The organism is Acidimicrobiales bacterium (assembly GCA_016794585.1).
GTDB lineage: Bacteria > Actinomycetota > Acidimicrobiia > Acidimicrobiales > DATDAH01 > JAEUJM01.
Window position 1 is genome coordinate 187,005 of the sequence record JAEUJM010000040.1, and the last position, 26,730, is coordinate 213,734.

Consider the following 26,730-nt stretch of genomic DNA (forward strand, 5'->3'; position numbering starts at 1 on the left):
CGAGCGCGGATCAGGCCTCGTCGCCGGCGACGAGCGACACGACGGGGCGGAACTTCCCGCTGGGGCCCCGTTCGATGGCGTCGGCGCGTTCGACCCGGACCTCGACGCCCGGCAGACGGTCGCGCAGGCGGGACGCGATGGTCGCCTCGGCGGCGGCGTCGTAGCCTTCGCCCGCCACGACGCTCGCCACCACGAGGTCGACGCGCTCCTGCACCAGTTGCGCCTCGACCACGGGCAGACCGTAGAAGACGGGGTTGAACCAGAACTGGCGTCCGCCGTCGGGGGTGGCGATGAGGTCCTGGGTGCGGCCCTCGACCGGTGGCAGCACCGGCAGTGCCCGGCCGCAGGCGCAACCGGCGCCCCACACCGGGGCCCGGCCCCGGTCACCGTTGGCGTAGCGCACGAACGCCGTGGTGTCGTTGGTGAGGCCGGTGAGCACGAACCGGCCCGACCCGCCCTCGGGCGCGGGGGCGTCGGCGTCGTCGACGACCTCGACGACGCCGCAGTCCGGCCACAGGTGCAGCGTGCCCGCCTCGCACTCGCTGGCGCCCGCCGCCATCTCGGCCATCCCGTAGGTCTCCCGGACCGGACAGCCGAAGGCCTCCTCGATGAGGGCCCGCTGTCCCGCCGAGACCGGCTCGGCGTTGGCGATGACCACCCGGGGGCCGGTCATCCGGAGTCCGGCGTCGAGGGCCAGGCGGGCCAGGAAGGCCGCCGCCGACGGGTAGACCACGAGGTGGGTGGGAGCGAAGCGCGCGAGCGCCGTGACGTACTCCCCGACCGTCGTCGGCGTCAGGTTGTGGGTCGACAGGTAGAGCTGGTGCAGGCCCCGGTTGTGCACCCAGTAGGGCGGACGGTCCCGTCCGGGCGGGACCACGAGCTGCCCCCCGAGGATGGCCCAGCGGTCGTGACGGCTGACGCCGTGCCAGCGGCGGGTGCGGGCCTCGTGCAGGGCGAAGAACGCCCGGAGGTCTCCACGGGAGGTCCAGATCGACAACGGGGACCCACTGGTGCCGCTCGTCTGGTCCCGATAGCGCCACCGGGGGGCATCGTCGGCGACCAGAGCCGCCGGATCGGCCCGGACCGCGTCTTTCGTCGTCACCGGCCAGTCGCCCAACTCGACCGGGTCGCGGTCCGGATGCGCCGTGAACCACCGGCGGTGGTGGGGGACGGCGACAGCGGCGTGCGCCAGGACCGCGGCCTGTCGTTCGGCCAGCCACGAGCGCCATCGGTCCTCGGTCCAGCGGTCGCGCTCGAGGACTGCCGCGGTGAGCGCGTCGGCGCCGGGCCCGTAGCGCCAGGCCCGCAGGCGCAACCCCTGCGCGCCGGCGACGAGGTCCCGGCCCGGCGCCGGCAGCCGGCGGTAGAGGGCGACGAGGCGGTCGCGGCCCGTGCTCGGGCTCACGCCGGCTTGGTCACGGTGCCGAGGAGGTGGGTGGTCAGCGGCCGGACGCGGGCGAGCCGCGGATACAGCGCGTCGGTCGCGGGACCGAGGCGACGGGCCAGCGGTGGCAGCACGGTCAGCGGGCGCAGGCTCGCCGTCCAGCCCGGGAACAACGCCTCGATCTCTGCCGGCGCCAGCGGACGCACCGCGTCGTTGGACGGGTTGGGCCGCCGCAGGTCGTACCAGAGCACCCGTCCGGCCGGGCGCAGGACGCGTCCCAGCTCGGTGGCGACCGCCCGGGCCGCGGCCTCGTCGAGGATGGAGCTGAAGAGGGTGAAGGCGAGCACCAGGCCGAAGGTTGCGTCCGGAAAGGGAAGGGCCGACCCCTCCGCCCGAGCGAATCCGGCGCCGGGGGCCGCATCGGCGGCAACCGAGAGTCGGGCCGCCCGCAGATCGACCCCGACCCGGAGCCCGTCCGTGGGCAGCGCGCGGTCGAGCTCGACGAGGACCTGGCCCCCGCCACAGCCCAGGTCGAGGACGGGGCCGACGGCGCCGGACAGGACCACGCCGGCGCGACGCGCCCGCTCGGCGTGGATGGCCCGGTTGCCGGCGTTGTCGAGGCTCCACCTCGCCCGGGCGGACTCGTCGGCGTCGTAACCCTCGTACACCTGGTGCAGCCGGTCCACCTCGGGGGTGCGGCTGCGACCTGCCATGGCGCCAAGGTAGCGGCCGGTGGGGCGGCGGCCCCGTAGGATCGGCCCCCACCCGATGCCTCTGCACCTCTGCTTCCTCTGCCATGAGTACCCCCCGGAGCCCCACGGCGGGGTGGGCTCGCTCGTCCAGTCGCTGGCCCGTGCGCTCGTGGCACGCGGGCACGAGGTCACGGTCCTCGGCATCTCGCGGACGCGGCCGGGGATCGAGGACGACCAAGGGGTGCGGGTGGTGCGCCTCCCCCACGCGCGCGTGCGCGGCACCGGGTTCCTGGTGCACGGCCGCCGCCTCCGCCATGCCCTTTCAGAACGTCACCGCGAGCAGCCCATCGACGTGGTCGAAGGCCAGGAGCTCGCCCTCGCCGTGCTGCCCCGCCACCGCCCCTACCGCACGGTGATCCGCATGAACGGGGGCCACCACTTCTTCGCCACCACCTTGGGGGACCGGCCCCGGCCGTGGCGGAGCTGGCTCGAGCGCCGCTCGTTCCGCCGCGCCGACCACCTCTGCGCCGTCAGCACCTACGTGGGCGAGACCACCCGCTCGCTGCTCCGCCTCGGCGACCGGCACATCACCGTCCTGCCCAATGCGGTCGACACCGAGCTCTTCCGGCCCGGCCGCGGGGAGGGTGAGCCCGGGCGCATCGCGTTCGCCGGCACGCTCTGCGAGAAGAAGGGGATCCGCCAGCTCCTCGAGGCCTTCCCCGCGGTGCTCGAGCGCCACCCCGAGGCCCAGCTCGACGTGGCCGGGCGCGACTGGGTCGACGGCGACGGGTCCTTCCGGGACCGACTCGAAGCCGGCCTCGACCCCGCCACGGCGGCCCACGTGCACTTCCTGGGCCCGGTCGACCACGCCGAGCTGCCCGAGGTCCTGGCCCGGGCGTCGATCTGCGCCTTCCCCTCCCACATGGAGGCCATGCCCCTGGCCTGGCTGGAGGGCCTGTCGGTCGGACGCGCCGTCCTCGCCGGCGACATCGGCCCCGCCCCCGAGGTCATCGAGGACGGGGTGTCCGGCGTGCTGTGCGACCCCTACGACCCCGGTTCCATCGCCGCCGCATTGAGCGACCTCCTCAATGACGACGACCGACGCGTTGCCCTGGGACGGGCCGGGCGCCGCCGGGCCGAGCGCGAGTTCTCGGTCGACGTGCTGGCGGGACGCAACGAGGCCTTCTTCGAGCACTGCGTCGCCACGCCCCCGGAAGCATCCTCCGGCACCGGGCCCCGGGCCTGAGGACGCCGACATGGGCAACCCACGGACGCTCACCATCGTCTCCTCCGCGCCCCACCACGTGTGGGAGGGCCGGCTCTGGTCGCACGCCCCCTACGTCCGCGAGATCGACCTGTGGTGCCACCTGTTCGAGCGGGTGATCATCGTCGGGCCCACCGAGGCGACCGCCCCCACGGGCGACTGCGTGCCCTTCCCCGACCACGGCCTCGAGCTCCGTCCCGTCCCGCCCACGGGAGGGGACGGCCTCGGGCCCAAGTTGCACCAGCTCGCCCTGCTCCCGCTGCTCGTCTGGCGGGTGGTCCGGGCCCTGCTCGACGGCGACGCCGCCCATGTCCGCTGCCCGGGCAACATGGGCCTGCTGGGTGTCTTCCTCGCCCCGCTGCTGCGCCGGCGGCTCGTGGCGAAGTACGCCGGCCAGTGGAACGGCTTCCCGGGTGAGAAGTGGACGGTCCGGCTCCAGCGGGCGGTGCTCTCCTCTCGGTGGTGGCACGGCCCCGTCACCGTGTACGGCGAGTGGCCGGACCAGCCCCGCCACGTCATCCCGTTCTTCACGTCAGTGCTCACCGACGAGCAGGTGGAGCGGGCCCGCCGCCTGGAGCGGAAGCCGCGGCGGGCCGGCACGCTGCGCGTGCTGTTCGTCGGCCGACTCAGCGGCCCGAAGAACGTGGACACCGTGCTGCGAGCGGTCGCCGCCGTCGTCGCCGACGGTGTGGACGTGCACACCACCGTGGTGGGCGACGGGGCCGAGCGCGGCCGGCTCGAGGCCCTCGTCCGCGACGAGGGGATCGACGAGCGGGTGACCTTCGCCGGCGCCGTGGGCATCGAGGCGGTCCTCGACCACTACGAGCAGGCGGACACCCTCGTCCTCGTGTCCCAGTCCGAGGGGTGGCCGAAGGCCATCGCCGAGGCCATGACCTTCGGGGTCGTGTGCGTGGGCTCGGACCGGGGCATGGTCCCCCAGATGCTCGACGGCCGCGGCGTCGTGGTCCCCTCCGGCGACGTCGAAGCACTCGCGGACGCGCTCCGGACCCTCGCTGCGGATCCCGACGCCGCCGACGCCCTCGGCGCGAGCGCAGCGGAGTGGGGACAGCGCCACTCCCTCGAGGAGCTCGAGTCGGCCATCGGGGTGCTGCTCAGCCACTGGTGGCGCACCACCGTGCGCCCGACCCGGCCGCGCACCTCGGTGCTGCACGTCACCGACAGCCTCGACGCGGGCGGCGCCGAGCGGATGGCCGTGAACCTGGCCAACGGCCTCTCCGTCGACCGCTTCCGCACCGCGCTCTGCACGACCCGACACGTCGGGGTCCTCGCTGCGGAGGCCCGACCCGACATCGACCAGCTCGCCCTCGGTCGGCGTCGACGACGGGAGGACCCGGCCGCCGTGCTGCGCCTCGCCGCCTACCTGCGCCACGAGCGCATCGACGTGGTGCACGCCCACGGCACGTCGCTGTTCATCTCCGCGGCCGCCTGCCTCCTCGTGCCCCGAACCCGCCTCGTGTGGCACGACCACCTCGGCGCCGACCCCGAGACCCGGCGGCCCCGCCGACGGGTGTACCGCCTGGCCTGCACCCAGGTCGATCACGTCATCACCGTCAGCCAGGCGCTCGCCGAGTGGGACGAGCGAGAGCTGTCCATCCCGGCCGAGGCGATCACCACCATGCCCAACTTCGTGGTCACCACCGGTCCACCGACTCCCCCCGAGGGGCTCCCGGGCGTGACCGGCTCCCGCATCGCCTGCGTCGCCAACCTGCGCGCGCAAAAGGACCACGTCCTGCTGGTGGAAGCCCTGGCCGACGTGGTGGCCGACGTCCCGGCCGCCCACGCCCTCCTCCTCGGCGCACCCGTGGACCCCGCGGTGGACGCCGCGGTGCGGGCCCGCATCGCCGAGCTCGGCCTCACCGACCACGTCCATCTGCTCGGCACCCGCACCGACGTCGCCGCGGTCCTCTCGGCCTGCGCGATCGGCGTGCTCAGCTCGCGCTCCGAGGGATTCCCTCTCGCCCTGCTCGAGTACGGCAGCGCCGGCCTGGCGACGGTGGCGACCGAGGTGGGCGAGTGCCCGGAGATCCTCGACCACGGAGGCGCCGGCCGGCTGGTGCCACCGGGCGACCGCGCCGCGCTCGCCGCCGCCCTGGTGGGCCTGCTCTCCGAGCCGGCCGCGGCGGCGAACCTGGGCGAGCGGCTCCGGGAGCGGGTGACCCAGCGCTACGGCGCCGCCGCGGTGATCGACCGGATCTCGCAGGTCTACGACGACCTCACCCCCGAGCCGGCACCGGCGGCCCGTCGGTGACCCGAACGCCGCGCGTCGGCATCGTGGGCCCGCTCCTCGGGACGAACCCCGGCTGGGTCACCGGCCAGGGCGAGGTCCTCACCGAGCACCTCCGGGGCGACGGCGTCGACGTGCGGACGGCATCCGAGGTGGTGGGTCGCGCCGGGCGGGCGCTCGACACGTTCCGACGGGTGCGCTCGTGGCGGGGCGACGTGGACGTCGTGGTGGTCCTGGCCTACAGCGGGGCCGCCTTCGCCCTGACCGACCTCGGCACCCGCACCGCGGCGGGCCTCGGCGTGCCCGTCGTGCTGTGGCTGCACGGGGGGAACCTCCCGGCGTTCGCCGAACGCCACCCCCGGTGGGCGGCTCGCGTGCTCCAGCGGGTGGACGCCCTCGTGGCACCGTCGCCGTACCTCGCCCGGCTGGGCGACCTCGTCGGCCGCGAAGTCGCGGTGATCCCCAACGTGCTGCCGGCGCCCGCGACCCTCCGTCTCCGGGAGCGGTGCCGCCCGACGGTGCTCTGGATGCGGACCTTCCATCCGCTCTACCGGCCCGACCTCGCCGTGGCCGCCTTCGCCGAGCTGCGCGCCAGGCGTCCCGACGCCACCCTCACCATGGCCGGCCAGGACAAGGGCGAGCTCGACGCCACCCGCCGCCTCGTCCTCGACCGCGGTCTCGCTGATGCCGTGACCTTCGCCGGCTTCCTCGACCCTGCGGGCAAGGCCCAGGCGTTCACGACCCACGACCTCTTCTTGAACACCACGCGGACCGACAACGCCCCCGTGAGCCTGCTCGAAGCCGCCGCCCACGGCCTGGTGGTGGTGTCGACCGCCGCGGGCGGCATCGCCGACCTGTTCACCGACGGGACCGACGTGCTGCTGGCCCAGGACGCCGCCGGACTGGCGGACGCCCTGGCATCGGCCCTCGACGACGCGTCGCTGGCCGCCCGGCTCTCAGCGGGAGGCCGCTCGCTGGCGGAGGCGGCGACGTGGTCGCACGTGGGCCCGCTCTGGCACTCGCTCCTCGGCGGGCTCACCGTCGGCTGACGACGGCGCCACCCGGTGGCGCTCGAGCAGGTCGGCCACCTCGGGGATCTCCCGCTCGAGACGACCGTGGAGCGTCGTGGTCGACCGGCGCAACAAGAACCGCTGCACCAGCGCGAGGAGCACGCAGAGGTCGACGACCGGTGAGGCCTTGGCGAGGTACCACTGGTCGATGGCCAGCTTCACCGGCACCATCTCGGCCTCGTAGCGCTTGAGGTCGTCCACGCCGAGACCGGCCTCGAAGTCGTGGATCAGCACCTGGGTGGGACCAGCGATGCCGGGGAGCGCGGCGACGACCGCCTGCCACCGCTCGTCGTCGAGGTCGACGTACAGGGGCGTCTCGGGACGGGGGCCCAGCAGCGCCATCTCGCCCCGCAGGACGTTGACGAGCTGCGGGAGCTCGTCGAGCCGATAGTGGCGCAGGCGTCGCCCGAGCGGCGTCACCCGGGGGTCGGCACCCATCGTGAGGGCGGCGCCGCCGGCGTGGCCCGTGGCGGACTGCACCGTCATCGAGCGGAACTTGTCCATGGCGAACTCCTCGCCGCCCTGGCCGATGCGCGGGAGGCGGACCACCGCGGGCGGGCCGTCGACCACCCGGACGACCAGCCAGATCGCCGCGGAGAGCGGGGCGGTCACCACGACGAGCACGGCCGCCGCCACGCGGTCGAGCACCCACCGGGCGCGCAACCAACGGGTCACGACAACGCGTCCGCGAACACCTCGCACACACGATCGACCTCGGGCTCGGTGAGCCCGGGGTGCAGGGGCAGGGAGATGAGGCGGTGGGCCATCTCCTCCGCCACGGGGACCCCCGAGGGGCCCACGGTCGTGTTGGCCGCGAACCAGTCGTAGTCGTGCAGCGGCCGGAAGTGCAGGCTCGTGCCGATGCCGACCGCATCGAGCCGCCCGAAGACCTTGCGCCGGTCGACGTGGGCCGGCAGCGCCACCGTGAGCAGGTGGTCCGCGTTCCCCTCGTCGAGGTGTCGGGGGACCATGGCGAGCCCGTCGATCCCCGCCAGGTTCTCGCGGTAGCGGAGCACGGCCGCCCGCCGCCGGGCCTGGAGGTCGTCGAAGCGGTGGAGCTGGGAGCGGGCGAGCGCCGCCAGGATGTCGGAGAGGTTCGACTTGTAGCCCGGGCCGACGATGTCGGTGACCGTGTCGGGGTCCCATGCCGCGCCGGGCTTCCGGGTGAGACCGTGCAGTCGGTAGGCGGTGGCGAAGCGGGCCAGCTCGGGATCGTCGGTGGCCAGCGCGCCCCCCTCGCCCGAGGTCAGGTTCTTGGTGGCGTAGAAGGAGAAGGCGGCCCCCGCGGTCCCGGTGCCCGCGACCTTGCCCCGGTGGTCGGAGGCGCCGAAGGCGTGGGCGGCGTCCTCGACGATGGGGATGCCGGCCGCCGCGCAGCGCTGGTGGGCCACCTCGCTGACCGGGGTGCCGCCGAAGTGCACCATCACCAGCGCGTCGAGCCCCTCGTCGAGGGCGGCGTCGAGCGACTCGACCGAGAGGTTCATGGTCTCGGGATCGGAGTCCAACAAGACGATGGAGGCGCCGTGGTGGTACGGGGCGAACGCGCTCGCCGGGAAGGTCCACGTGGGCACGCCCACCCGGGCACCCGCAGGGAGGCCGAGGTAGGCGAACGAGAGCTCGAGGGCGGCCGTGCCCGACGACACCGTCACCACGTGGGGGCAGTCGAGGTACTCGGCGAGCTCCTGCTCGAGCGCGACGGACTCGCGACCGGACGTGAGCCAGCCGCTGCGGAGCACCGCGGCGACCGCCGCGACGTCCTCGTCGGTGATGCTGGGGTCGGCGAGCCCGATGCCCGCCCACGCCTCCGCCGGTTCCCCCTGAGTCATGTCCGCGTCATCGTACCGGACCGCTCCGGGTCGGCCGTTCACCGGGGGTCGGCCTCCGTCGCCGGGCGCACGAGGTCCGCGACGGCGCTGCGGGACCCACCCGTGAAGCGCCGGTACCGGCCGCTGGACCACTCCCGCGCCACCTGCGGGACCCGAGCAGGACGCGAGGCCGGCAACGCCGCCCGGACCCGGAGGTGGGCCACCGCCGACGCCAGGCGCGCGTCGGCGTCGGGGTGGGCGTCGGCGCCGAGGCGGGACCGCACCGCGTCGAGCTGCGCCGCCCGTGTGCGCAGCCCCTCGGCCGAGGACGCGGTGGTGCGCCGGAGTTGGTGAGCCACCTCGCCGGTGGTCAGGGGCTCGCGCAGGCCCGTCTGCTGGCCGGCGTGGCGCCGGAAGGCGATGAGCGGCTCCGCCACCGCTCCCACCTCGGCGACCGAGGCCAGGACGAGTGCGATCCAGCGGTCCTGCAACATCAGCGAACCGGGGCCGTTGAGGGCGGCGGGGAAGGGCAGCAGCCGATCGAGGTGGCGGGACCGGAACATCATCGCCGCGCCCGTCACCACGGAGCGGCGCAGGAGCAGGCCGAGGGGGTCCCGGGCGAAGGCCCGCTGCCTGCGGCGGCCGAAGCCGACGCCCTCCCACAGGGAGGTGGGGACGGGGTCGCCGGCGTCGTCGATGACCGTGCCGTCGCTGAAGGCCATGGCGAGGCCCTGGGCGTCCATGACCTCGACCAGGCGCTCGAGCTTCCGCGGCAACCACACGTCGTCCTGATCTGCCGGTGCGATGAGTGCGCCGGCGCAGGCGGCGAAGGCCTCGGCGAAGTTGAAGGTCGAGCCCAGCCGCTCGGGGGTGGAGGACACGTGCACGGGGAACGGGGCTCGGGACGCGAACGCGGCCAGGACCTCCAACGTGTCGTCGTGGGAGCCGTCGTCGCTCACCACGAGCTCGTCGGGCTGCCGGGTCTGGGCCGCCAGGCCGTCGAGGAAGGCCGGCAGCCACCGTGCACCGTCGTAGGTGCAAAGGGCCACCGACACGCTCGGCCCGCTCACGTCAGCGCCTCGATCTCGGCGAGCAGCCCCGGGGCCGCCACCGACGTCACGTGGCGCTCGGCCACCCGTGCCGCGGCACCGGCGCCGAGGGCCGCCGCGGCGGCGGGGTGCCCGAGCAGGCCCCCGACGGCCTCGCCGAGCGCTCTGACGTCGAGCGCGGCGACCACGACGCCGACCGGCGGCTCCCCCGGCGGCGTCAACAGCTCGGGGGCACCACCCTGGTCGAACGCGACGATGGGACGGCCCGCCTGCGCGGCTTCGAGCGCGACGAGGGGAAAGGGGTCCTCCCGGGAGGTGAGCACGAACACGTCGAACAGGTCGTACCAGTCGCGGGGGTGGTCCTGCTCCCCCACCAGGTGGACACGGCCGGCCAGCCCGCGCTGGGCGATGTCCGCGGCCGTCTCCTGCCACACGCCTCGCCCGGGGGTGCCCCCGACCCAGACGAAGTGGGGTGGCGGCCCGCCGTCCGCACGATCGAGCGACGCGGCGAGGGCCACGAAGAGGTCGGGCCCCTTGCGCCAGATCACGTCGCCCACGGCCCCCACCACGGGGACACCGTCGGGGATCCCGAGACGGTGGCGCAGGGCCTCGGGGCGGAGGAGGGGAGCCGGGCGCACGTCGTCCACGAAGCCGTGGTGGACCGTCACGCGGTCGCGCTCGATGCCGTGGCGCTCCACCAGGTTGTCGGCCACGGCGGCCGAGACGGCCACGTACCGGTCGGGGCGCTGCAACAGTGCCTCCTCCCCGACGGGCAGTGACCGGGAGAGCGCGAACTCGAGCTCGTGGACGTGGCCGAGCACGGGTCCTCCGTCGGCAGCGAGGTGAGGCAAGGCGACGAAGCTGGGCACGCCGTTCAGGTACACCAGATCCGCAGGCGCCCGTCCCCCCAGGCCCCGCCGCAGGCGGACGCCGTCGATGCGCCGGCCCACCGCTCCGAGACCGAGCTCACCGGCGCCGACGGCCATCGTCTCCACCAGCGTGCGTCGGTCTGCGGGAGCCAGCACCCGGACGTCGGCCACCGCTCGCAGTGGTTCGACGAGGGGGCCACCGCGCCAGCACACCACCTCGGCACGTACCCCCGACTCGGCCCGCAGCCAGCGCAGCAGGCGCAGCAGCAGCATCGGCGAGCCCGTGCGGCTGGCCTCGTAGGTCACGAAGGCCACCCGGGGTCGCGCGTTCGTTCCCATGGCCGTGCCGACGATAGAGGCCCACGTGGCCGCAGGACGGGTCCGCTAGGGTTTTCGCTCCGCCGACCCGAGGAGCGACATGGGCAACGGGAGCGGGCCGCGCCACGCCATCGTGATCGCCGCCCACGCCGATGACGAGACTCTCGGGTGCGGTGGCACCATCGCGAAGCTCACGCGAGAGGGCTGGCGGGTGGACGTCGTGATCGTGTCCGACGGCATCGTCACCGCCAGAGGGTCCTCGCAGGACAACCGCGAGGACGCCCGGGCCGCCTGCAAGCTCCTCGGGGTGGACGAGCCGCGCTTCCTCGGCTTCCCCGACCAGCGCCTCGACGAGGTGTCGATGGTCGAGCTGAGCAACGCGATGCTGCCGCTGGTGGACGGGCCCGATCTCGTCATGACCCATGCAAGCGCCGACCTCAACCGCGACCACCAGCTCATCGCCGAGGCGGTGCGCATCGCGTGGCGCCCCCAGGTGACGCCGGTGTCGATCCTCGAGTTCGAGATCCCCGCGTCCGCCTACTGGAACGGCCAGACCTTCGACGCCAACTACTTCGTGGACATCACCGACACCCTCGACGTGAAGCTGGCCGCGCTCTCCACCTACACGACCGAGGCGAAGGCCGCCCCGCACCCCCGCTCCCCCGAAGGCGTCGCCCACCTCGCGCACTACCAGGGCGGCCACGCCGCGACGCAGGCGGCCGAGGCCTTCCGCCTGCTCCGGGGATTCGAGGGTCAGCTCCCCTAGCCCGTGACCGGGTCGCCCCCGGGGCCCCGGCCTCCCCGTGGGGCGATCAGGCGGCGGGGACCAGGCGGTACACGCCGCCGCTGATCGAGACGACGAAGGCCTCACCGTCGTTGCCGGCGTCGACGGACACGATCTGGGACTCGTCGATGGTGGCCAGGGTGAACTCTTCGTAGCCTCCGTCGGGCGCGCCGCGGAGGCCGAGGAGCGCCTTGCTGCACAGGTCCGTGAACAGGTAGTTGCCGGCGAGCTCCGAGAACTGCGCACCCCGGTAGACCTCACCGCCGATCACGGCACAGCGACCTTCGCGGTGGTCGTACTCGTAGCTGGGCGGGGTGGGGGGAAGGCGGGTGGCCGCGGGCTCGTCGATGTAGTACTCGGTGCTGCCGGCGTACTGCGGCCAGCCGAGGTTGATGCCCCGGCCGTAGGCCTCGTTGACCCCGAGTCGGTTCACCTCCTCGAGGGACTCCTCGCCGACGTCGGCGATCCAGAGGTCGCCCGTCTCGCGGTCGAAGTCGATCCGGAAGGGGTTGCGCATGCCCTGCGTCCAGAGCTCGGGCAGCGCGTCGGGCCCGTCCAGCGTGTTCCCCTCCGGCGAGGTGTAGCCGCCGTTGACGGGGTCGGGCTCGATGCGCAGCACCTTGCCGTAGTAGCTGACGGGGTCGGGGGCCTGGAAGGCGCCGGCCCCGCCGTCGCCGGTGCCGACGTAGAGGTAGCCGTCGGGCCCGAAGGCCAGGGACCCGCCGATGTGGTTGTTCGGCGGTCCCGGTGGGCGGTCGACGGTCATGATCTCGACGGCGTCGCCGGCGGTGGCGCCGTCGGCGCTCATCGGCAGGGCGGCCACGACCTGGTCGTGGGCCTTGTCGATGTAGCCGAGGTAGAGCGTGGTGCCGTCCGGCGAGAACGTCAGTGCGACGAGCCCTTCGAGGCCGGCCTGCGCGCTCACCTCGCCGGAGACGTCGGCCACCAGCTCGGGCGCCGGCGTGAACGAGCCGTCCGGGGAGGGCACCAGGCGGACGACCTGGCCGCCGAGCTGGCTGACGTAGAGGTCGTCGGTGCCGGCGCGGGGCGACAGCTGCGTCGGCGCCTCCAGGCGGGCGATCTCCTCCAGGCGGTAAGCGGGGCCGGGCTCGGCCGTGGCCGCGTCGAGCTCCTCGCGCGACACCACGACGAGGTCGCCGCCGGCCGAACCCCGCCCGATGACGAGCACCGCGGCCCCGGCGAAGAGGGTCACCGCGACGCCGACGACGGCGATGACGGTCGGGAGGTGGCGCGAGCCCGGGGTGGTCGGCATCGAGGCGGCAGCCTAGACCGCGGCCCCCGTGACCGATCGGCGGCCCGTCAGCCCGCGGCGGCCCGTCGCCGCCGGGGAAAGCGCAGCCAGGAGGTGCCCGTGCGAGGCGCCCCACGGGCCGGATCGCCGCCGGTCCCGTCGTCGGGAACGTCCCCGCCGCCGACGGCCTCGATGACCCCGCCGAGGGCGTCGTGGGCGCGCAGCACCTGTGACCACTCCGGGAACACGTCGACGAACCGCTCGCCCCGGATCTCGTCTCGGTGACGGGTGACCGCCAGCGACTCCTGCCACTGCACGGCGTCGTCGTCGCGGCTCCCGGACAGGAACTCGACCACCTCGGCGACCTGGGCGGCCACGCCGGGCGGGCACGCCTCCGGGTCGGCGAGGAGGCGCTGGGTGAGGTGGGCGGCGACGGCGTCCTTGACCGAGGCCGGGAGCACCTGGATGCAGTAGTGGCGCGGGTAGTGCACCAGGTTGAGGTTGAGGTGCACGGCCGCCAGCTCGGGGGTGGACGCCAGCCAGTCGACCATCTCGGGCAGGTACCAGACGTTGAAGGGGCTGACCGAGCAGTTGAAGCCGACGTGGAGGCGCTCGGAGGTCATCGCCGCGTAGCGGGCCATGATCCCGGTCGCTTCCTCCCATCGTCCGGGCGAGCGCTCGTAGGTGAAGCGCTCGCCGATGTCGTCGACGCTGAGGGTGACCACCACGTTGCCGAAGGCCGGGAGCAGGTCGAGCATGCGCTCGTCCACGACGGTGGCGTTCGTGGTCAGGAGCAGGGTCATGCGCTCGGGGCGGCCCTCGGTGGCGATCAGCTCGAGCACCTCGCGGTTCTCCTTCGACAGCATCGGCTCACCGCCGGTGAGCTCGAGGTGGTCGAGGTGCGGCAGCCAGCGGCGGAAGGTGGCCAGGTTGGCGGGGTCGTGGGTGATCTTGTTGGCCCGGAAGTAGTCCTTGTTCTCGACGAGGTACGGGTCGGCGTGCTCCCCCGCCGACGCCAGCTCCTCCCGCAGCCACAGCGACGATGCGACGGGGCCGCAGATGCGGCACTTGAGGTTGCAGGCGTTGGTCAGCTTCAGGTCGAGGGCGACCGGGTGGTCGGGCGTGAGGGTGTCGTAGTCGGGCGGGGTGTGGATGCCCCGGTCGGCCACGTAGGTCTGGCGGAAGCTGGGGATCCCGGCCGCCTCCTCGTCCCAGCACGACGAGCACTCCGCGGGCTGGGCGCCCTCCCGGAAGTCGCGACGCAGGCGCTGCATCGCCTCGCCGTTCCAGACCGCGTCGAGGTCGCCGGTCTGCAGGTTGGCGAGTTGGTAGTCCGACTCGGGCGACGGCTGCGCGAACTTGCAGCAGGGCCGGGACGAGCCGTTGACGTCGGTGGAGAGGTTGAGCCACGGGAGCGGGCAGATGGTGTCCGGCACGGGCGTGGCCGCCGAGGGCCCCGGCCCGGCGGGACGCTGTAGGGGATCCGAGGGCGACGCCATCGCCGCCAGTGTGTCAGCTGCCGGGCTGGACCCCTCGACCCGCCGGTGCGTCCCGGGCCGCGAGGAGCCAGACGTGGGTGGTCGGGCCCGTCGGTGCGAGGAAGGCCCGCACGTCGGTGGCGCCGTCGGGGCCACCGAAGCGGAGACGCCGCTCCTCGACACCGTCGGGGTGCACCTCCAGCGCCGACGTCACGATCGGCCCGAGGGAGGCCCGGAGGCGCTCGCCCAGCGCCCGGGTCGGGCCGCCCGGCAGCGTGACGAGGTCCACTCCCAGCACGTCCCGCGGGTCGGGCTCGACCGAGACCACGAGTTGAGAGGCGTCGGCGTGCACCCGGTGGACGCCCCGCCCGTCGGCGAAGGCCGCGGCACGCGCCTCGGCGGCGGCCAGCACGTCGACGCTGCCCCCGTCCTCGGCCAGGCCGACGCGTTCGTGGAGCAGTCCCTCGACTCGGGCGACGGCGGCATCCCACGCCGGCCGGTTGCGCCTCAGTCCGGCCTGCCGGCGCGGGTCCTCGGCGCGCAGACCTGCGGCCACCTCGGCCAGGGCGGGGGCGGCGAGGGTGTGCAGCCCGAGGTGCGGCGGGTTGGTGAGGGTCGAGACGCCGACCAGCAGGTCCAGCTCGTCGCCCCAGGCCAACACGTCCCCCAGCTCGCGCCAGTTGGCCCGTTGCAGGCAGAAGGTGAGGGAGAACCCGCCGCCGTGGGCGCGGGTGGCCTCCCGGTAGCGCTCGATGTTGCGCAGCAGGTCGGCGTGGTGGACCCCGACCCGGATGGCCTCGACGGTGGCCGCCTGGAACCCGTCCACCGAGACCGACACGTCGAGGGGCAACTGGGCCAGGATGCGCTCGATCCGCGGTGACCACTGGGTGCCGTTGGTGGTCACGAAGACCTCGGGGGTGAGGCCGAGCTCGACGAGGCGGTCCAGGACGCGGAGCGGCTCGGCGCCGAGGAAGGGCTCGCCCCCGAGGAGGAACAGTCGGCGCAGGTGGGGCAGGAAGGCGTCCAGCTCGGCGAAGAAGGCATCGCCGTAGACCGCCGGCAGCGGGGCGCGGCCCTCGCGGTGGATGCGGATGGCCGAGGACAGCTCGCCGTTGCACATCGTGCACTGGAGGTTGCAGGCGTTCGAGAGGGCCAGCTCCAGTTGCACGGGCCAAGGTGGATCGGCCTCGGAGGGGGCCAGCGGGTCGAAGCGGCGCAGCTCGGCCGTGGCCGCCGACCCCCGCCCTACCTCTGCGGCGCACAGCTCGCACCCGAGGTCGAGGCGCCCGTCGGCCACCCGGTCACGGAGCGCCCGGGCCGGTCCGCCCCGCCAGATCTCGGTGAGCGTCTGGCTCCGGAGGTCGCCCAGGGGGTGGTAGGTGTTCGCGCAGCAGGCGGTGACCCGCCCGGCCGGGTCGAGGTAGAGCGACGAGAACGGGGCGTGGCAGGCGGGCGCCACGAGCCCGCCGGCCGTCTCCGGGTCCCGACCCGTCCCGAGGTGGACCGCCTGCTCACCCACCGCGGGTGCCGACGGGAGCCACCGAGACGGGCTGCTCCCGCTCGTAGAAGCGGTCGGCCGCGACGAAGGCCACCGTCCCGCCGTCGGTCGCGGCGGTCACCACGCGCAGCACGGCACCAGACGCGCCGCGGGCGGGTGGGTCGTCGGTGGCCAGCAGGGTCTGGTCGACCACACCGTCCTCGTCCCGACGATCGAGGGCGTACAGCGGCCGCCCCCGACCCAGCCCGGCCGAACCCAGCACCTCGTCCGCGGGACTGCCCTCGACCGTCGCCTCGTCGACCAGCGGAGCGCCGTCGACGCCGGCCCGCTCGGTGGCGGCCGCGAGCACGGTCGCGTCCGGCGCGAGGTCGAGGCGCAGCACCGGCCCGCCCGCGGCGAAGCGCCGCGCGAGGGCGCCGGCCCGGTCGGCGGCACCGACACGGACCGCACCGCCGGACGCGACGATCACGGGCCCGTCGACGGCGACCGGCTGGCGAAGGGTGACGGGCACGCCGCGGCCGCGCTCGCCGAGGACGCGGCGGACCTGCTCGACCTCGACCTCCCAGCAGTGGCGGTTGCGCCCGAGGGTCGACCGGCGCTGCTCGTCTTCTGCCTCGAGGCCCGCCAGCACCTCGGCGAGGCCGGCCTCGTCGAGGTCGTGCAGGCAGTGGCCGGGCTCGCTCACGCTGATGACCCGTACGTCGGCATCCCAACCGTCCGCGAGCACGAGGAAGTCGCCGAGCTCGTGCCAGTTGTGGACGGTCAGGCAGAAGTTGAACCCGAAGGCGGTGCCGGCGCCGGCCGTGTACTCACGGAAGCGGGCGGCGTGGGCCATCGCCTCGTCGAAGTCGAGGTTGCGGCGGATGGCCTCCACCGTCGACGCCGTGGTCCCGTCCATCGAGACCGTGATGTCGAAGGGCAGGTGGCGCAGGACGGCCTCGACCTTGGCGTCGAAGCGGGTGGCGTTGGTGACGGCCGCGCACCGGGGCTGCAGGCCGCGTTCGACCAGCCGGTCCCAGATGCGGAAGTTCTCGGCCGCGAGGAAGGGTTCGCCACCGAGGAAGCTGGCCTGGACGAGCGAGGGCAGGAAATCGTCGAGCTCGGCGAAGAAGGCGTCGCCGTAGACCGCCGGCAGCGGCGGGCGGCCCTCGCGGACGCGGATCCTGGAGCTGAGCTCGCCGTTGCACATCACGCACTCGAGGTTGCAGCGGTTGCTCAGGGCGAAGGTCATGCGCGTCGGCGGGGCCGGCGTCGCGTCGGGGATCGGGTAGGCGTCGTACAGGCGGGCCACGGTGGCGTCGTTGCCGTGGTCCTCCGCCCAGCGGCAGCTGTTGCAGCCGAGGGTCAGGTCCCCGACGGCCAGGGCCGCCCGCAGCGCCTGGGCTCTCGACCCTCCCCAGATCTCGGCCAGGGAGGACTCGCCCACCCGCCCCATCGGGTACTGCTGGTTGGCACAGCACGTGTAGACGTGACCCGCGGGGTCGAATTCCATCGACACGAAGGGGGCGTGACAGGCGACCGGGCTCACGGTGGCGGGCTCCCGCCGGCCGTCGCCCACGAGAAGTAGAGGACGGTGACCCCATCGCCCTCGCCCGCGTCGTCGTCGGGGACGGGCGTGGCGACCACGTCAAGGACCCGCCCATCGCGCAGGTGCACCGACGAGAGCTCGACGCGGTCGGCCACGAGCACGTGGTCGACGCGCTCGATGGGGCCGAGCGCCGCGGCCACGACCCCCTGGATCTCGCCGTGGTGACGCCCGTCCAGCGACCCCGGATCGAGGGTGAGCACCCCCGCCGCCGGCTCGCGGCACACCCGACCGTCCTCGTCCAGCGCCACGCACGCTGCGCCGGCCGGGACATGGCGCTCGCACCAAGGGCCGGGTGCGTCAGGCCCGTCCCCCGCCGCGGGCCGACCCGCCGCCGCGTCCCGGGCGGCGCGCGCGAAGGCCTGTGCCTGGTCGACCCCCGGGACCGGGGCCACGACGGGGGTCTCGGCCGGCGGCGCCGGGACCGGGGTGGGTGTCGGCGCGGCCCGTCGCTGCTCGCGCGCCGCCTGCAGCAGGGCCAGCTGCTCTTCCCACATCGGTCGGTTCTGCCCCAGCGCCGCGGACCACCGGTCGTCCTCGCCCTCGAGGGTGGTGACCACGTGCTCGAACTCGTCGTCATCGAGCCCCTCGAGGGTGAGGTGCGCCGGCTGCGACACCTGGTTCACCGTGCCGTCGACCCCGAGCGAGTCGGCCAAGGCGAAGAACGCGCCCAGCTCGTGCCAGTTCACCGTCAGCAGGCAGAAGGTGACGCTCACGAACGTCTCCCGACGCCGGCCCCACTCGCAGAAGCGGTCGAGGTTGGCCCGTACCTGCGCCCACGACGAGCCGCGCCGGATGGACTCATAGGTCTCGGCGGAGGCGGCGTCGAGCGAGACCGACACGTCCACCGGGAGCATCGAGAGGATCCGCTCGACCCGGGGGGTCCACTGCGTCCCGTTGGTGGTGAGGTGGCAGCGGGTGGTGAGGCCCTCCTCGACCAGCATCTCCATGACCCGGAGCGTCTCGGAGGCGAGGAAGGGCTCGCCGCCGTAGAGCTTCACGCGGTCGAGATGGGCCAGGAAGGGCCGGAGCTGGTCGAAGAAGGCGTCGTCGTAGACCGTGGGCAGTGGGGGGCGGTGCTCGACCTGCGCGCGGATCGACGACGACCACTCGCCGTTGCACATGACGCAGCGCAGGTTGCAGGTGTTGGTGATGGACAGCTCGAGCTGTCGGGGCCACGGCGGGTCGGCGCCGTCGAGGTCGAACTCCTCGAACCAACGGGCGTAGGACTGGTCCGGTCGGCCGCGCTCGACCGCGGGCCTGCAGAAGCCACAGCCCAGGTCGAGGTCGCCGGCCTCGATCGCTCGGCGCAGCCGCCGCGCCGCCTCCCCGCGCCAGATCTCCTCGAGAGGCGCCGCCGTGACGTTGCCCAGCGGGAACGTGTCGTTCATGCAGCAGGCCCGCACGTCGCCGTGCTGGTCGAGGTACATCGACGTGAACGGCGCCCGGCAGAGGGGCCCGGACACCGCGGGGTCGGAGCGACGGCGGCGCGAGGGACGCCGCACCGGGGTCGGCAGCGACAGGCGCACGGGGCGAGGCTACCGGAGCCCCCGCTCGCACCACCGGGGCCCCACCTCGCGGGCACGCCGCGGGGCCGTGTGGCCGGTCGCCCTACCCTGTCGGCGTGACGCCGCCCCCGGTGCTGTTCCTCGGCCACGGCGCCGACCGCACGGGTCCCCCGGTGTTCCTCGCCAACTTCCAGCGGTGGCTGGCCGCCCAGGGGGACCTGCCCTTCGTCACCGCCCTGACCCGGGGCGGCCCACTGCTCGCCGAGTACCGGCAGTGGGGCCCGGTGCGCGTCCTCGACCCCCGTTGGACCGCCCTCCGGGTGGCCCAGCACGGCCTCGCCCGCGCCGGTCTCGGTGGGCCCGCCTCCAGGCTGCGCGCCGCCCGGGACCGGGGCCGCCTGCGCACCTGGCGAGATGCTCCCTTCGTGTACCTGAACACGGCGTCGCCCGCGACCTTGCGCACCCTCGCGCTCGTGCCGCCGACGGCGACGGTGGTCGCCCACGTCCATGAGCTCGAGGTCGCCCTGCGATACCAACTGGCGCCCGCCGAGCGCACCCTGCTCCTCGAGCGCCCACGACGCTTCATCGCCGCGTCGCAGGCCGTCGCCGACAACCTCGTCGCCACCCACGGTGTGGCGGCCTCCCGCATCGAGGTCCACCACGAGTTCGTGCAGCCGGTCCCCCCGGTGGACCCGGAGCGCCGTGGTCCGCTCCGAGCCGCGGCCGGCATCGACCCCGAGGCGTTCGTGGTCATCGGCTCGGGGATGACCGAGTGGCGAAAGGGGCCCGACCTGTTCGTCGCTCTCGCCGCCGCGCTGCGCGAGCGGACCGACCGTCCCCTCGCCTTCCTCTGGGTCGGCGGCGCCACTGCCGGCCCGACCTGGTGGCCCCTGGACCACGAGGCCCGACACCTCGGCGTCGACCGCGTGGTGCGGTTCCTCGGTGCGCAGGACGACCCGGGGGCCTGGTTCCGCCTGGCCGACGCCTTCGCCCTCACCTCCCGGGAGGACGCCTTCCCCCTCGCCGCGCTCGAAGCGGCCACCGCGGGGGTGCCTCTCGTGACCTTCGACACCGGCGGCATGGTCGAGCTCGTGCACGACGGCGGTGCGGGCGCCGTGGTCCCCTACCCCGACGTCGAGGCGTTCGCCGACGTGCTCGCCGGCTGGTCCGCCGACGAGACCGAGCGTCGGCGACTCGGTGCCGCCGCCGCGGCCCACACCCGTGCCCACCACGTCACCGAGGTCGCGGCGCCCGTCCTGCGCCGAGCGCTTCAGGATCTCGGCGCATGGTGAGGGATGAACGCCCCTCATCGGTCCTCGTGGTCGTCCACGCCGTGCGCGAGGACCGGGAGCGACGGGCCTACGCCCTCCTGCTCGACCGCCTGCGGGCCGACGGCCACGAGCTCTCGGTGATCTGCTGGGACCGCGGCAAGTCGGTGCTCGACCTGGAGGCCCTGGGTCCGGTCGGCGACATCGAGGACGTGAACCGGTGGCGCCTGCCCATCTGGCTGGCCAAGCACGGCCTCGCCCCGGTCGCCCGCCGGCTGCGCCACGCCCGCATGCGCTGGTGGTGGCACCGGGCCCACCACCCCGCGTCGGTGGTCGTGCTCGGGCTGCTCCGGCCCGAGATGGCCCACTACCTGCCCCCCGGGGTCCCCGTCGGGGCCGTCCTCGGTTGGCGGCCGCCGGAGGACCCCGAGTCCCTGGCGACCACCCTCACGGCCGCCGACACCGTCGTGGCCCGGGACGACGCGACCGCCGCCGCCTGCCGAGCCGAGGATCCCGACGTCGACGTGGCCGTGTTCGAGCACCTGTGGCCCCGGCTGCACTGGTCGCTCCACCTCCGCCTCCCGCCCCTGACCGCACCCGCGGCCGTGGGCATCCCCGACGGTCGCCCCTTCGTCCTCGGCCTCGGCCCTCTCGACTGGGACGGCGGCGCCGACCAGTTCGTGGCGATGGCGGGCCGGGTCCGAGCGGCCCTGCCCGGGGCCCCCGTGCACTTCGGTTGGGTGGGTGGGCACCCGGAGGGGCCGAGCCACTTCCCGTACCGCTTCGACGCCGATCGGCTCGGGGTCGCCGCCACCTTCCACTGGCTCGGTGAGCGCGACGACTACCACGAGCTCGTGCGGCGGGCCGACGTGGTCGTGCTCCCCGGCCATCGCCCCCTGACCCTGCCGTACGACCCGACCGTGGGCTGGTACCTCGCCGAGGACCGGGACCTTCCCGCCGCCTTCACCCCGCTCCCCGAGCCCTTCGCCGCCCTCCTCGACGTGCTCGAGGTGCCGGTCGTGCGCTTCGACCTGCCCGAGAGCGAGGCCCTCACCCTCGGACGCGGCACGACCGTGACCTATCCCGACACCGCGGCGCTCGCCGCAGCCGTGGTGGACGCGCTGGACCGGCCCCGACCCACGACCCTGGCACGGGCGCGGTCCCACCTCCTCGGCGAGGTCGCACCGTGAGCGACCCCAGCGTCTGCTTCCTCGTGCACGAGGGGCGGCGCTCCGGGCCGCCCCTCTACGCCCTGGGCGTGGTCGGCTGGCTGGCCGAGCACACCGACCTCGAGCTGAGTGTGGTGCTGGTCGAGGGTGGTCCGCTGACGGCCGAGTTCGCCGCCCACGGCCCCACGCGGGTCTGGGCGGACGGGCCCGACGCCGCCCTGGCGCTGGTCGACGCGGCCGACATCGTCTACGTCAACACGGCCATCAGCGTGCAGCCGCTGCGCGAGCGCGGGCGCCGACCCCCCGTCGTGGTCACCCACGTGCACGAGCTCGAGGTCGGACTCCGCTACTGGCTACCCGCCGCGGACCACGACTGGATGATCGAGATCACCGACCGGTACCTGGTCGGCCCGGACTGCGCGGCGGACAACCTGGTTCGCCGCCACGGCATACCCCGCGACAAGATCGCCCAGGTGCCCTACTTCGTCCCCTCCGGCAGCGGCCCGAGCGGCCGCGACGCGGTCCGCCGGAGCCTGGGCGTCGGACCCGACACCGTGCTCGTGGGCACCTGCGGTGGCCGAGAGTGGCGCAAGGCGCCCGACCTGTTCGCTCACGCCGCATGGGAGGCCACCCGCGCCGCACCCGGCCTCGACCTTGGCTTCGTGTGGGTCGGCGCGCCCCTTCCCTCGTCCCGGCACTGGGACGAGGCCGCCGACCTGGCCCTCCTCGACCTCGGCGACCGCCTGCTCTACGTCGGCGACCAGGCCGACATCGACCCCTGGTTGGGAGCGTTCGACCTCTACGCCCTGTGCTCTCGTGAGGACGACTTCCCCCTCGCCTGCCTGACCGCGGCCTCGTTCGGCGTGCCCGTCGTGACCTTCGACGGCGGGGGCATGGCCGATCTGGTGCGCGACTCGGGCGGCGGGCGGGTGGTGCCCTACCCCGAGGTGGAGTCCCTCGCCGCCGAGCTGGTCGCGCTGGCCGGCGACCCTGGCGAACGGACGGCCATGGGGACGCGCGTGGCCGCCCACGTGGCCACGCATCACCAGCTCGACCGGTGCGGCACCCGGGTGGCGGCCGAGCTCACCGCACTGGCGGTCCCATGACCGCCGTCTCCCGTCGGCGCCGGAAGGGCCGGGTGCTGTTCCTGTCCCACGCCGCCGAGCGCACCGGACCACCGATCATCCTGTTGCACCTCGCCCGGTGGCTGCGGGCCCACACCGACCTCGACTTCGGGATCGTGTTCCTCCAGGGCGGCGAGCTCGAGGAGGAGTTCCGGTCGCTGGCCCCCGTCTGGATCCTCGACGAGTGGGACCCCCCGCGCCCGGCCGTCGTGCTCGACTCACTCGCGTGGAAGTTCGGGCTCGAGCGCCACGCACCCCGGATCCGTGCCGCCGCCCTCCGGTGGCGCATGCGCGGCGTCCGCGACTTCGACGTGGTCTACGTCAACACCTGCGGCAGTGTCCGGCCGCTGCGCTACCTCCCGCTCGAGGACCCCATCGTGCTCACGCACGTGCACGAGCTCTCGGTCGGCCTCGACTTCCACCTCCCCCCCGAGGACCGGGAGCTCATCAGAGAGGTGACCCGCCACTACATCACGGTGTCGGACGCCGTGTCCGAGGACACCGAGCGGGTCTTCGGGGCAACCCCCGACCAGATCACCCGCCAATACGGCTTCGTCGAGCTTCCTCCGGAGGACGTGCCCCTCGCCGAGACGGCTGCGCTGCGATCCTCGCTCGGCATCCCCGACGATGCCCCGATCGTCGGCGCCGCCGGCCTCACGCACTGGCGCAAGGCCCCGGACCTCTTCGTCCAGGTCGCCCGTCTCATGGGCGACCGCCACCCCGGCCCCGCCCCCCACTTCGTCTGGGTGGGCGGCGAGGCCGGCGGGCCCGAGCTCGAGCCCGTCCGCTACGACGTCGAGCACGCCGGCCTCGCCGACCGCATGCACTTCCTCGGGCACCAGTCGGACCCCCTCCCCTGGTTCCGCCTGTTCGACGTGCTGTTGCTGCCGGCCCGCGAGGACGCCTTCCCGCTGGTGTGCCTCGAGGCCGCGTCGCTCGGGGTGCCCATCATCTGCTTCGACAACGGCGGCATGCCCGAGTTCGTGGGCGACGGCGAGCGCGGCTTCGTGGTGCCGTACCCGGATCTCGCGGCGATGGCCGAGCGGACCCTCGAGGTGCTGGGCGACGACGAGCTCCGGGACCGGCTCGGTGATGCGGCCAGGGCCAAGGCCCGGAGCGAGAACGGCGTGGAGACCGGCGCCGCCGCCATCCACCGGGAGCTCGAACGATGGATCTAGGCGTCCGGCGCATCGTGTTCGTCACCCGCGACGGGGCGGTGGGAGGCGGCCAGGTGTTCCTCCTCTACCTGCTGCGCTGGCTGCGCCTCCAGACCGAGGTCGAGACCGAGGTGCTGTCGTGGCACGACGGCCCGCTGCTCGACCAGTTCGCCGAGCTGGCCCCGGTCCGCGTGCTCGACGAGCTCAACGCGTGGCGCCCGGCCCGGGTGGCCGAGGTGCTCGGGCTCCGCCGGCTCACCAGCCTGCTCAAGAGCACCCGGCTGCGCTGGTGGGTCCTCCAGCGGCGATCGACCGATCTGCTCTACGTCAACGGGCTCGAGGCCGCCCGCATCCTGGGCTTCGTCGTCGGCCCCGGGCCCCGCTCGGTGGTCCACGTGCACGACATCGGGGAGCTGGAGGGGGACCGGGTGAGCGCCTCGGACCGGGCCTTGATCGCGGCACGTGCGTCGGTGTTCGTGGCTGCGTCCGACGAGATCGCCGAGGCGCTCCACCGCGACCTGGGGATCCCCCGGCACCGCATCGTGCGCCACGACTACGTGATCGCCGCCGGGGTGGAGAGCCCGCTCGTGTCGCTGCACCCCCCGACGCGCGACGAACTGGGGATCGCCGCCGACGAGTTCGTGGTCGGGGCCACCGGACCTGCCGACTGGTGGGCCGAGCCCGAGCAGTTCGTCCTGCTGGCCTGGGGGCTGCGCCGGCGCCTCCCGGGCCGACGCCTGCGGTTCCTCTGGATCGCCGAGGACCCGGACGACCGGGTGCTCTGGCCGTTCCGCCACGACCTGCGCAACGCCGGTGTCGACGGCTGCACGACGATCGTCAGCGGACCGAAGCCCTTCGACTTCCTCGACGCCATGGACGTCCTGGTGCTGTCCAACCGCCACGAGCCCGCCGAGCTGCTCGTGTTCGAGGCGGTCGGAGCCGGCACCGCGGTGGTGCGCACCGACAACATCTTGCGCGAGACCCCCGCCGGGGCCACGGCCCTGGCGGTGCCCTACCTCGACGTGGACGCCCTGGTCGAGGCCGTGGCCGGCCTCGCCACCGACGAAGGCGCTCGGCGCGCCCTCGTCGAGCAGGGCTGCCAGGCGGCGCGCGGCCACCACGACGTGAGCGTCGGCGCCCGGGACCTGCTCGCCCGGGTGCTCGAGCGCTGACGCCACGACCGGCTCCCGACGCACCTTCACCAACGGCAGCCCCACCAACAGCAGCCCCCCAACGGCACCAATGGCGACGGGCCCGGCCCGTACACTCCTGGCATCGCCCGCTCCCGCCTCGCCGCCCTTCTCCGCCCTCGCGCCACGGATGCCACGGACGCCTCCGACACGCCAGCCGTGGCGGCCTGGCAGGCGTCGCGCGAGACGCCGTTCCGGGACAGCGTGTGCAACGCGCCGCTGACCAACCTCTACTTCACCGTCGACGGCCAGGTGGCGCCCTGCTGGCTCCACTTCACCGCCAGCACGCCCCGCTGGTCCCCCGACGTCTCCATCGCCGACATCTGGAACGGCCCGCACTTCACCAAGCTGCGTGAGGCCCACCGGCGCCACCAGTTCCCGAACGGGTGCCAGGTCTGCGAGCACAACATCGAGACGGGCAACCTCCCGCTGGCGGCCGCCTACGACAACGGGCACCCGATCGTCGGGTGGCCGACGATGCTCGAGCTCGAGCTGTCCAACCTCTGCAACCTCGAGTGCGTGATGTGCTCCGGGCAGCTCTCGTCGAAGATCCGGCGCAACCGCGAGAAGAAGCCCCCGTTGGTGAGCCCCTACGACGACACCTTCGTCGACCAGGTGGCGGATTTGCTCCCCCACCTCCAGGAGCTCCGCTTCAACGGGGGCGAGCCGCTCATGCAGCCCCTCGTGCACAAGATCGCCGAGCGGGTGGCCGAGGTGCGGCCCGACCTGAAGATCACCATCGCCACCAACGGCACCATCATCAACGCCAAGGCCCGGCGCATGATGGAGCGCTGCAACGTGCACGTGAACATCTCCATCGACTCGCTCATCCCCGAGCGCTACGCCGAGATCCGGGTGAACGGCGACCTCGCCGAGGTCCTGTCCAACTTCGAGGAGTACCGGGCGTACTGCCACGCCGACGGTCGCAACCTGGCCGTGATGGTGAACCCCATGCGCATGAACTGGGACGAGATGGCGGACTTCGTCTGGTTCGCCAGCGAGCGCCAGGTCTACCTGTGGTTCAACACCATCCGGTACCCCGAGGACCTCGCCCTGCACAACCTGTCCGCGGAAGAGCTGTCGCACATCCACGACACCCTGGCGGCCAAGACCCTGCCCGAGCCCGCCGACGGCCCCGAGGGCGACGCCTGCCGGGGCAACCGCGAGGTGTTCGAGCGCTTCGTGCACTCCCAGGTGGCCACCTGGCGGGACGAGGCCGCCGCCCGCGGCGACCGCCGCGCCGGCGTGCCGGTGCGCATCACCAGCGCACCCACCGCCACCTGACCCATCCGCCGGGCCCGATCAGGCCGGGGTGAGCGGCGCACCGCCGAGTGCCGGCATCGGGTCGGGGCTGGCGATCGCCATCCAGCCGAGCACCGGGGCGTAGAGGGTGCGGAAGCGCAGCGTCCCGTCTGTGCGGCGGACCACCGAATCGTTGACCACGACGAGTCGATCGGTCCCCGAGAGGTCCCTCGGGAGCTCGTAGTCGACCTCACCCAGCCACGCCGTGGCCCCGCCGATCGCGTCGATGTCGAGGCCCATCCACCCATCGACCCGAAGCGCGGCGGCCCACCCAGGCGCGAGCACCGCAGTGACCGCGTCGGCGTCGACGGCGAGCTCGATCGGGTCGCGTCCTGCCCATGCCCGGAGATCGTCGATCGCACCCTCCAGCAGTCCCTCCGCGGTGCGCACGCGCACGGCGTGGAGTCGGGCTGCGAGGGCGTCCGCGAGCTGGTTGTGGAGCGAGGTGCGGCGCTCCATCAGCTCGCGACGGCGCACCGCACGACGTTCGTGGCCCGACCGGATGCGCACGAGTTGGACCGAGCGACTGCTCTCGGACCCCGTCCGCGCCAGCTGGTCGCGCAAGATGGCGATGGCGCGGTCCCATTGGCCCTGGTTGCGCCCGAGGCGGGGGCGCACCTCCGCGTCCTCCACCTCCAGCGCCGCCACGATCGGCGCCAACTCGTCGCGCGACAGCGTGAACAACGAGTGATCCGCCGGCCCGAACACCGGGATCACGT

Annotated in this window: 22 protein-coding genes; 10 read left to right on the forward strand and 12 right to left on the reverse strand. The window is 74.0% G+C overall.

All coding sequences use genetic code 11. The features are described 5' to 3' along the window. Positions 1–10 precede the first annotated feature (10 nt). The gene (locus JNK12_19320; protein ID MBL8778099.1) at positions 11–1,405 is read right to left on the reverse strand and encodes a phenylacetate--CoA ligase family protein; all 1,395 of its coding nucleotides are present in this window, start codon (positions 1,403–1,405) and stop codon (positions 11–13) included. Next, entirely contained in the window at positions 1,402–2,097 is a 696-nt protein-coding gene (locus JNK12_19325) for a class I SAM-dependent methyltransferase (protein ID MBL8778100.1), read from the reverse strand. The genes JNK12_19320 and JNK12_19325 overlap by 4 nt, the downstream gene beginning before the upstream one ends. A gap of 55 nt (positions 2,098–2,152) precedes the next feature. On the opposite strand from JNK12_19325, the gene JNK12_19330 reads away from it, so the two are divergent. The 3 genes from JNK12_19330 to JNK12_19340 are packed head-to-tail and all read left to right on the forward strand — an operon-like array spanning position 2,153 to position 6,634. Further along, positions 2,153–3,322 (forward strand): glycosyltransferase family 4 protein, encoded by a 1,170-nt coding sequence (locus tag JNK12_19330; protein MBL8778101.1) that lies wholly within the window; start codon positions 2,153–2,155, stop codon positions 3,320–3,322. A 10-nt stretch (positions 3,323–3,332) separates the two neighbouring features. After that, positions 3,333–5,609: a glycosyltransferase gene (locus tag JNK12_19335; GenBank protein ID MBL8778102.1), complete on the forward strand. Its 2,277-nt coding sequence runs from the start codon at positions 3,333–3,335 to the stop codon at positions 5,607–5,609. Then, positions 5,606–6,634, forward strand: a complete 1,029-nt coding sequence (locus JNK12_19340; GenBank protein ID MBL8778103.1) for a glycosyltransferase family 4 protein — start codon at positions 5,606–5,608, stop codon at positions 6,632–6,634. The genes JNK12_19335 and JNK12_19340 overlap by 4 nt, the downstream gene beginning before the upstream one ends. Here the strand turns inward: JNK12_19340 and JNK12_19345 are convergent. From JNK12_19345 to JNK12_19360, 4 genes are read right to left on the reverse strand one after another with little or no spacing between them, the layout of a single operon-like run. Next, positions 6,542–7,330 carry a sugar transferase gene (locus tag JNK12_19345; GenBank protein ID MBL8778104.1) on the reverse strand — a complete coding sequence of 263 codons (789 nt, stop codon included), beginning with the start codon at positions 7,328–7,330 and terminating at the stop codon, positions 6,542–6,544. The two genes, JNK12_19340 and JNK12_19345, sit on opposite strands and share 93 nt — an antisense overlap. After that, positions 7,327–8,481 (reverse strand): DegT/DnrJ/EryC1/StrS family aminotransferase, encoded by a 1,155-nt coding sequence (locus JNK12_19350; protein ID MBL8778105.1) that lies wholly within the window; start codon positions 8,479–8,481, stop codon positions 7,327–7,329. Before JNK12_19350 ends, JNK12_19345 begins: the two co-directional genes overlap by 4 nt. A 38-nt stretch (positions 8,482–8,519) precedes the next feature. Beyond that, positions 8,520–9,530 (reverse strand): glycosyltransferase, encoded by a 1,011-nt coding sequence (locus JNK12_19355; GenBank protein MBL8778106.1) that lies wholly within the window; start codon positions 9,528–9,530, stop codon positions 8,520–8,522. Continuing rightward, complete coding sequence (locus tag JNK12_19360; protein ID MBL8778107.1) at positions 9,527–10,717, reverse strand: glycosyltransferase family 4 protein; 1,191 nt, start codon at positions 10,715–10,717, stop codon at positions 9,527–9,529. Before JNK12_19360 ends, JNK12_19355 begins: the two co-directional genes overlap by 4 nt. A gap of 79 nt (positions 10,718–10,796) precedes the next feature. Between JNK12_19360 and JNK12_19365 the strand changes: the two genes are divergently transcribed. Continuing rightward, positions 10,797–11,462 (forward strand): PIG-L family deacetylase, encoded by a 666-nt coding sequence (locus JNK12_19365; protein MBL8778108.1) that lies wholly within the window; start codon positions 10,797–10,799, stop codon positions 11,460–11,462. 46 nt (positions 11,463–11,508) lie between these two features. Here JNK12_19365 and JNK12_19370 read toward each other — a convergent pair whose 3' ends face one another. From JNK12_19370 to JNK12_19390, 5 genes are read right to left on the reverse strand one after another with little or no spacing between them, the layout of a single operon-like run. Next, positions 11,509–12,753, reverse strand: coding sequence for a PQQ-dependent sugar dehydrogenase (locus JNK12_19370; GenBank protein MBL8778109.1), 1,245 nt, complete (start codon positions 12,751–12,753; stop codon positions 11,509–11,511). A gap of 47 nt (positions 12,754–12,800) precedes the next feature. Then, positions 12,801–14,231, reverse strand: a complete 1,431-nt coding sequence (locus JNK12_19375) for a twitch domain-containing radical SAM protein (protein ID MBL8778110.1) — start codon at positions 14,229–14,231, stop codon at positions 12,801–12,803. A gap of 13 nt (positions 14,232–14,244) precedes the next feature. Continuing rightward, on the reverse strand, positions 14,245–15,729 hold the full coding sequence (locus JNK12_19380) for an SPASM domain-containing protein (protein ID MBL8778111.1): 1,485 nt from the start codon (positions 15,727–15,729) through the stop codon (positions 14,245–14,247). Continuing rightward, positions 15,722–17,236, reverse strand: a complete 1,515-nt coding sequence (locus JNK12_19385; GenBank protein ID MBL8778112.1) for an SPASM domain-containing protein — start codon at positions 17,234–17,236, stop codon at positions 15,722–15,724. The genes JNK12_19380 and JNK12_19385 overlap by 8 nt, the downstream gene beginning before the upstream one ends. Beyond that, the gene (locus tag JNK12_19390) at positions 17,233–18,822 is read right to left on the reverse strand and encodes a radical SAM protein (GenBank protein MBL8778113.1); all 1,590 of its coding nucleotides are present in this window, start codon (positions 18,820–18,822) and stop codon (positions 17,233–17,235) included. The genes JNK12_19385 and JNK12_19390 overlap by 4 nt, the downstream gene beginning before the upstream one ends. A gap of 95 nt (positions 18,823–18,917) precedes the next feature. On the opposite strand from JNK12_19390, the gene JNK12_19395 reads away from it, so the two are divergent. The 6 genes from JNK12_19395 (at position 18,918) to JNK12_19420 (ending at position 25,993) form a co-directional block, all read left to right on the forward strand. Further along, a complete protein-coding gene (locus JNK12_19395; GenBank protein MBL8778114.1) occupies positions 18,918–20,093 on the forward strand; it encodes a glycosyltransferase family 4 protein in 1,176 nt (391 codons plus the stop codon). Beyond that, the gene (locus JNK12_19400) at positions 20,087–21,259 is read left to right on the forward strand and encodes a hypothetical protein (protein MBL8778115.1); all 1,173 of its coding nucleotides are present in this window, start codon (positions 20,087–20,089) and stop codon (positions 21,257–21,259) included. The genes JNK12_19395 and JNK12_19400 overlap by 7 nt, the downstream gene beginning before the upstream one ends. Then, positions 21,256–22,344, forward strand: a complete 1,089-nt coding sequence (locus tag JNK12_19405) for a glycosyltransferase family 4 protein (GenBank protein MBL8778116.1) — start codon at positions 21,256–21,258, stop codon at positions 22,342–22,344. The genes JNK12_19400 and JNK12_19405 overlap by 4 nt, the downstream gene beginning before the upstream one ends. Continuing rightward, on the forward strand, positions 22,341–23,540 hold the full coding sequence (locus tag JNK12_19410; protein ID MBL8778117.1) for a glycosyltransferase family 4 protein: 1,200 nt from the start codon (positions 22,341–22,343) through the stop codon (positions 23,538–23,540). Before JNK12_19405 ends, JNK12_19410 begins: the two co-directional genes overlap by 4 nt. Continuing rightward, positions 23,531–24,691 (forward strand): glycosyltransferase family 4 protein, encoded by a 1,161-nt coding sequence (locus tag JNK12_19415; GenBank protein MBL8778118.1) that lies wholly within the window; start codon positions 23,531–23,533, stop codon positions 24,689–24,691. Before JNK12_19410 ends, JNK12_19415 begins: the two co-directional genes overlap by 10 nt. A gap of 177 nt (positions 24,692–24,868) precedes the next feature. Next, positions 24,869–25,993: a radical SAM protein gene (locus JNK12_19420; protein ID MBL8778119.1), complete on the forward strand. Its 1,125-nt coding sequence runs from the start codon at positions 24,869–24,871 to the stop codon at positions 25,991–25,993. A gap of 18 nt (positions 25,994–26,011) precedes the next feature. On the opposite strand, the gene JNK12_19425 is transcribed toward JNK12_19420, so the two are convergent. Then, positions 26,012–26,695 carry a hypothetical protein gene (locus JNK12_19425; protein ID MBL8778120.1) on the reverse strand — a complete coding sequence of 228 codons (684 nt, stop codon included), beginning with the start codon at positions 26,693–26,695 and terminating at the stop codon, positions 26,012–26,014. Between the last annotated feature and the right edge of the window lie 35 nt (positions 26,696–26,730).

What these genes read in the sequence shown, in the direction of transcription:
- JNK12_19410 (MBL8778117.1), top strand. Translation starts at nt 22,341, where the DNA reads ATGACCGCCGTCTCCCGTCGGCGCCGGAAGGGCCGGGTGCTGTTCCTG.
- JNK12_19415 (MBL8778118.1), top strand. Translation starts at nt 23,531, where the DNA reads ATGGATCTAGGCGTCCGGCGCATCGTGTTCGTCACCCGCGACGGGGCG.
- JNK12_19365 (MBL8778108.1), top strand. Translation starts at nt 10,797, where the DNA reads ATGGGCAACGGGAGCGGGCCGCGCCACGCCATCGTGATCGCCGCCCAC.
- JNK12_19375 (MBL8778110.1), bottom strand. Translation starts at nt 14,231, where the DNA reads ATGGCGTCGCCCTCGGATCCCCTACAGCGTCCCGCCGGGCCGGGGCCC.
- JNK12_19370 (MBL8778109.1), bottom strand. Translation starts at nt 12,753, where the DNA reads ATGCCGACCACCCCGGGCTCGCGCCACCTCCCGACCGTCATCGCCGTC.
- JNK12_19360 (MBL8778107.1), bottom strand. Translation starts at nt 10,717, where the DNA reads ATGGGAACGAACGCGCGACCCCGGGTGGCCTTCGTGACCTACGAGGCC.
- JNK12_19330 (MBL8778101.1), top strand. Translation starts at nt 2,153, where the DNA reads ATGCCTCTGCACCTCTGCTTCCTCTGCCATGAGTACCCCCCGGAGCCC.
- JNK12_19325 (MBL8778100.1), bottom strand. Translation starts at nt 2,097, where the DNA reads ATGGCAGGTCGCAGCCGCACCCCCGAGGTGGACCGGCTGCACCAGGTG.
- JNK12_19335 (MBL8778102.1), top strand. Translation starts at nt 3,333, where the DNA reads ATGGGCAACCCACGGACGCTCACCATCGTCTCCTCCGCGCCCCACCAC.
- JNK12_19350 (MBL8778105.1), bottom strand. Translation starts at nt 8,481, where the DNA reads ATGACTCAGGGGGAACCGGCGGAGGCGTGGGCGGGCATCGGGCTCGCC.
- JNK12_19400 (MBL8778115.1), top strand. Translation starts at nt 20,087, where the DNA reads ATGGTGAGGGATGAACGCCCCTCATCGGTCCTCGTGGTCGTCCACGCC.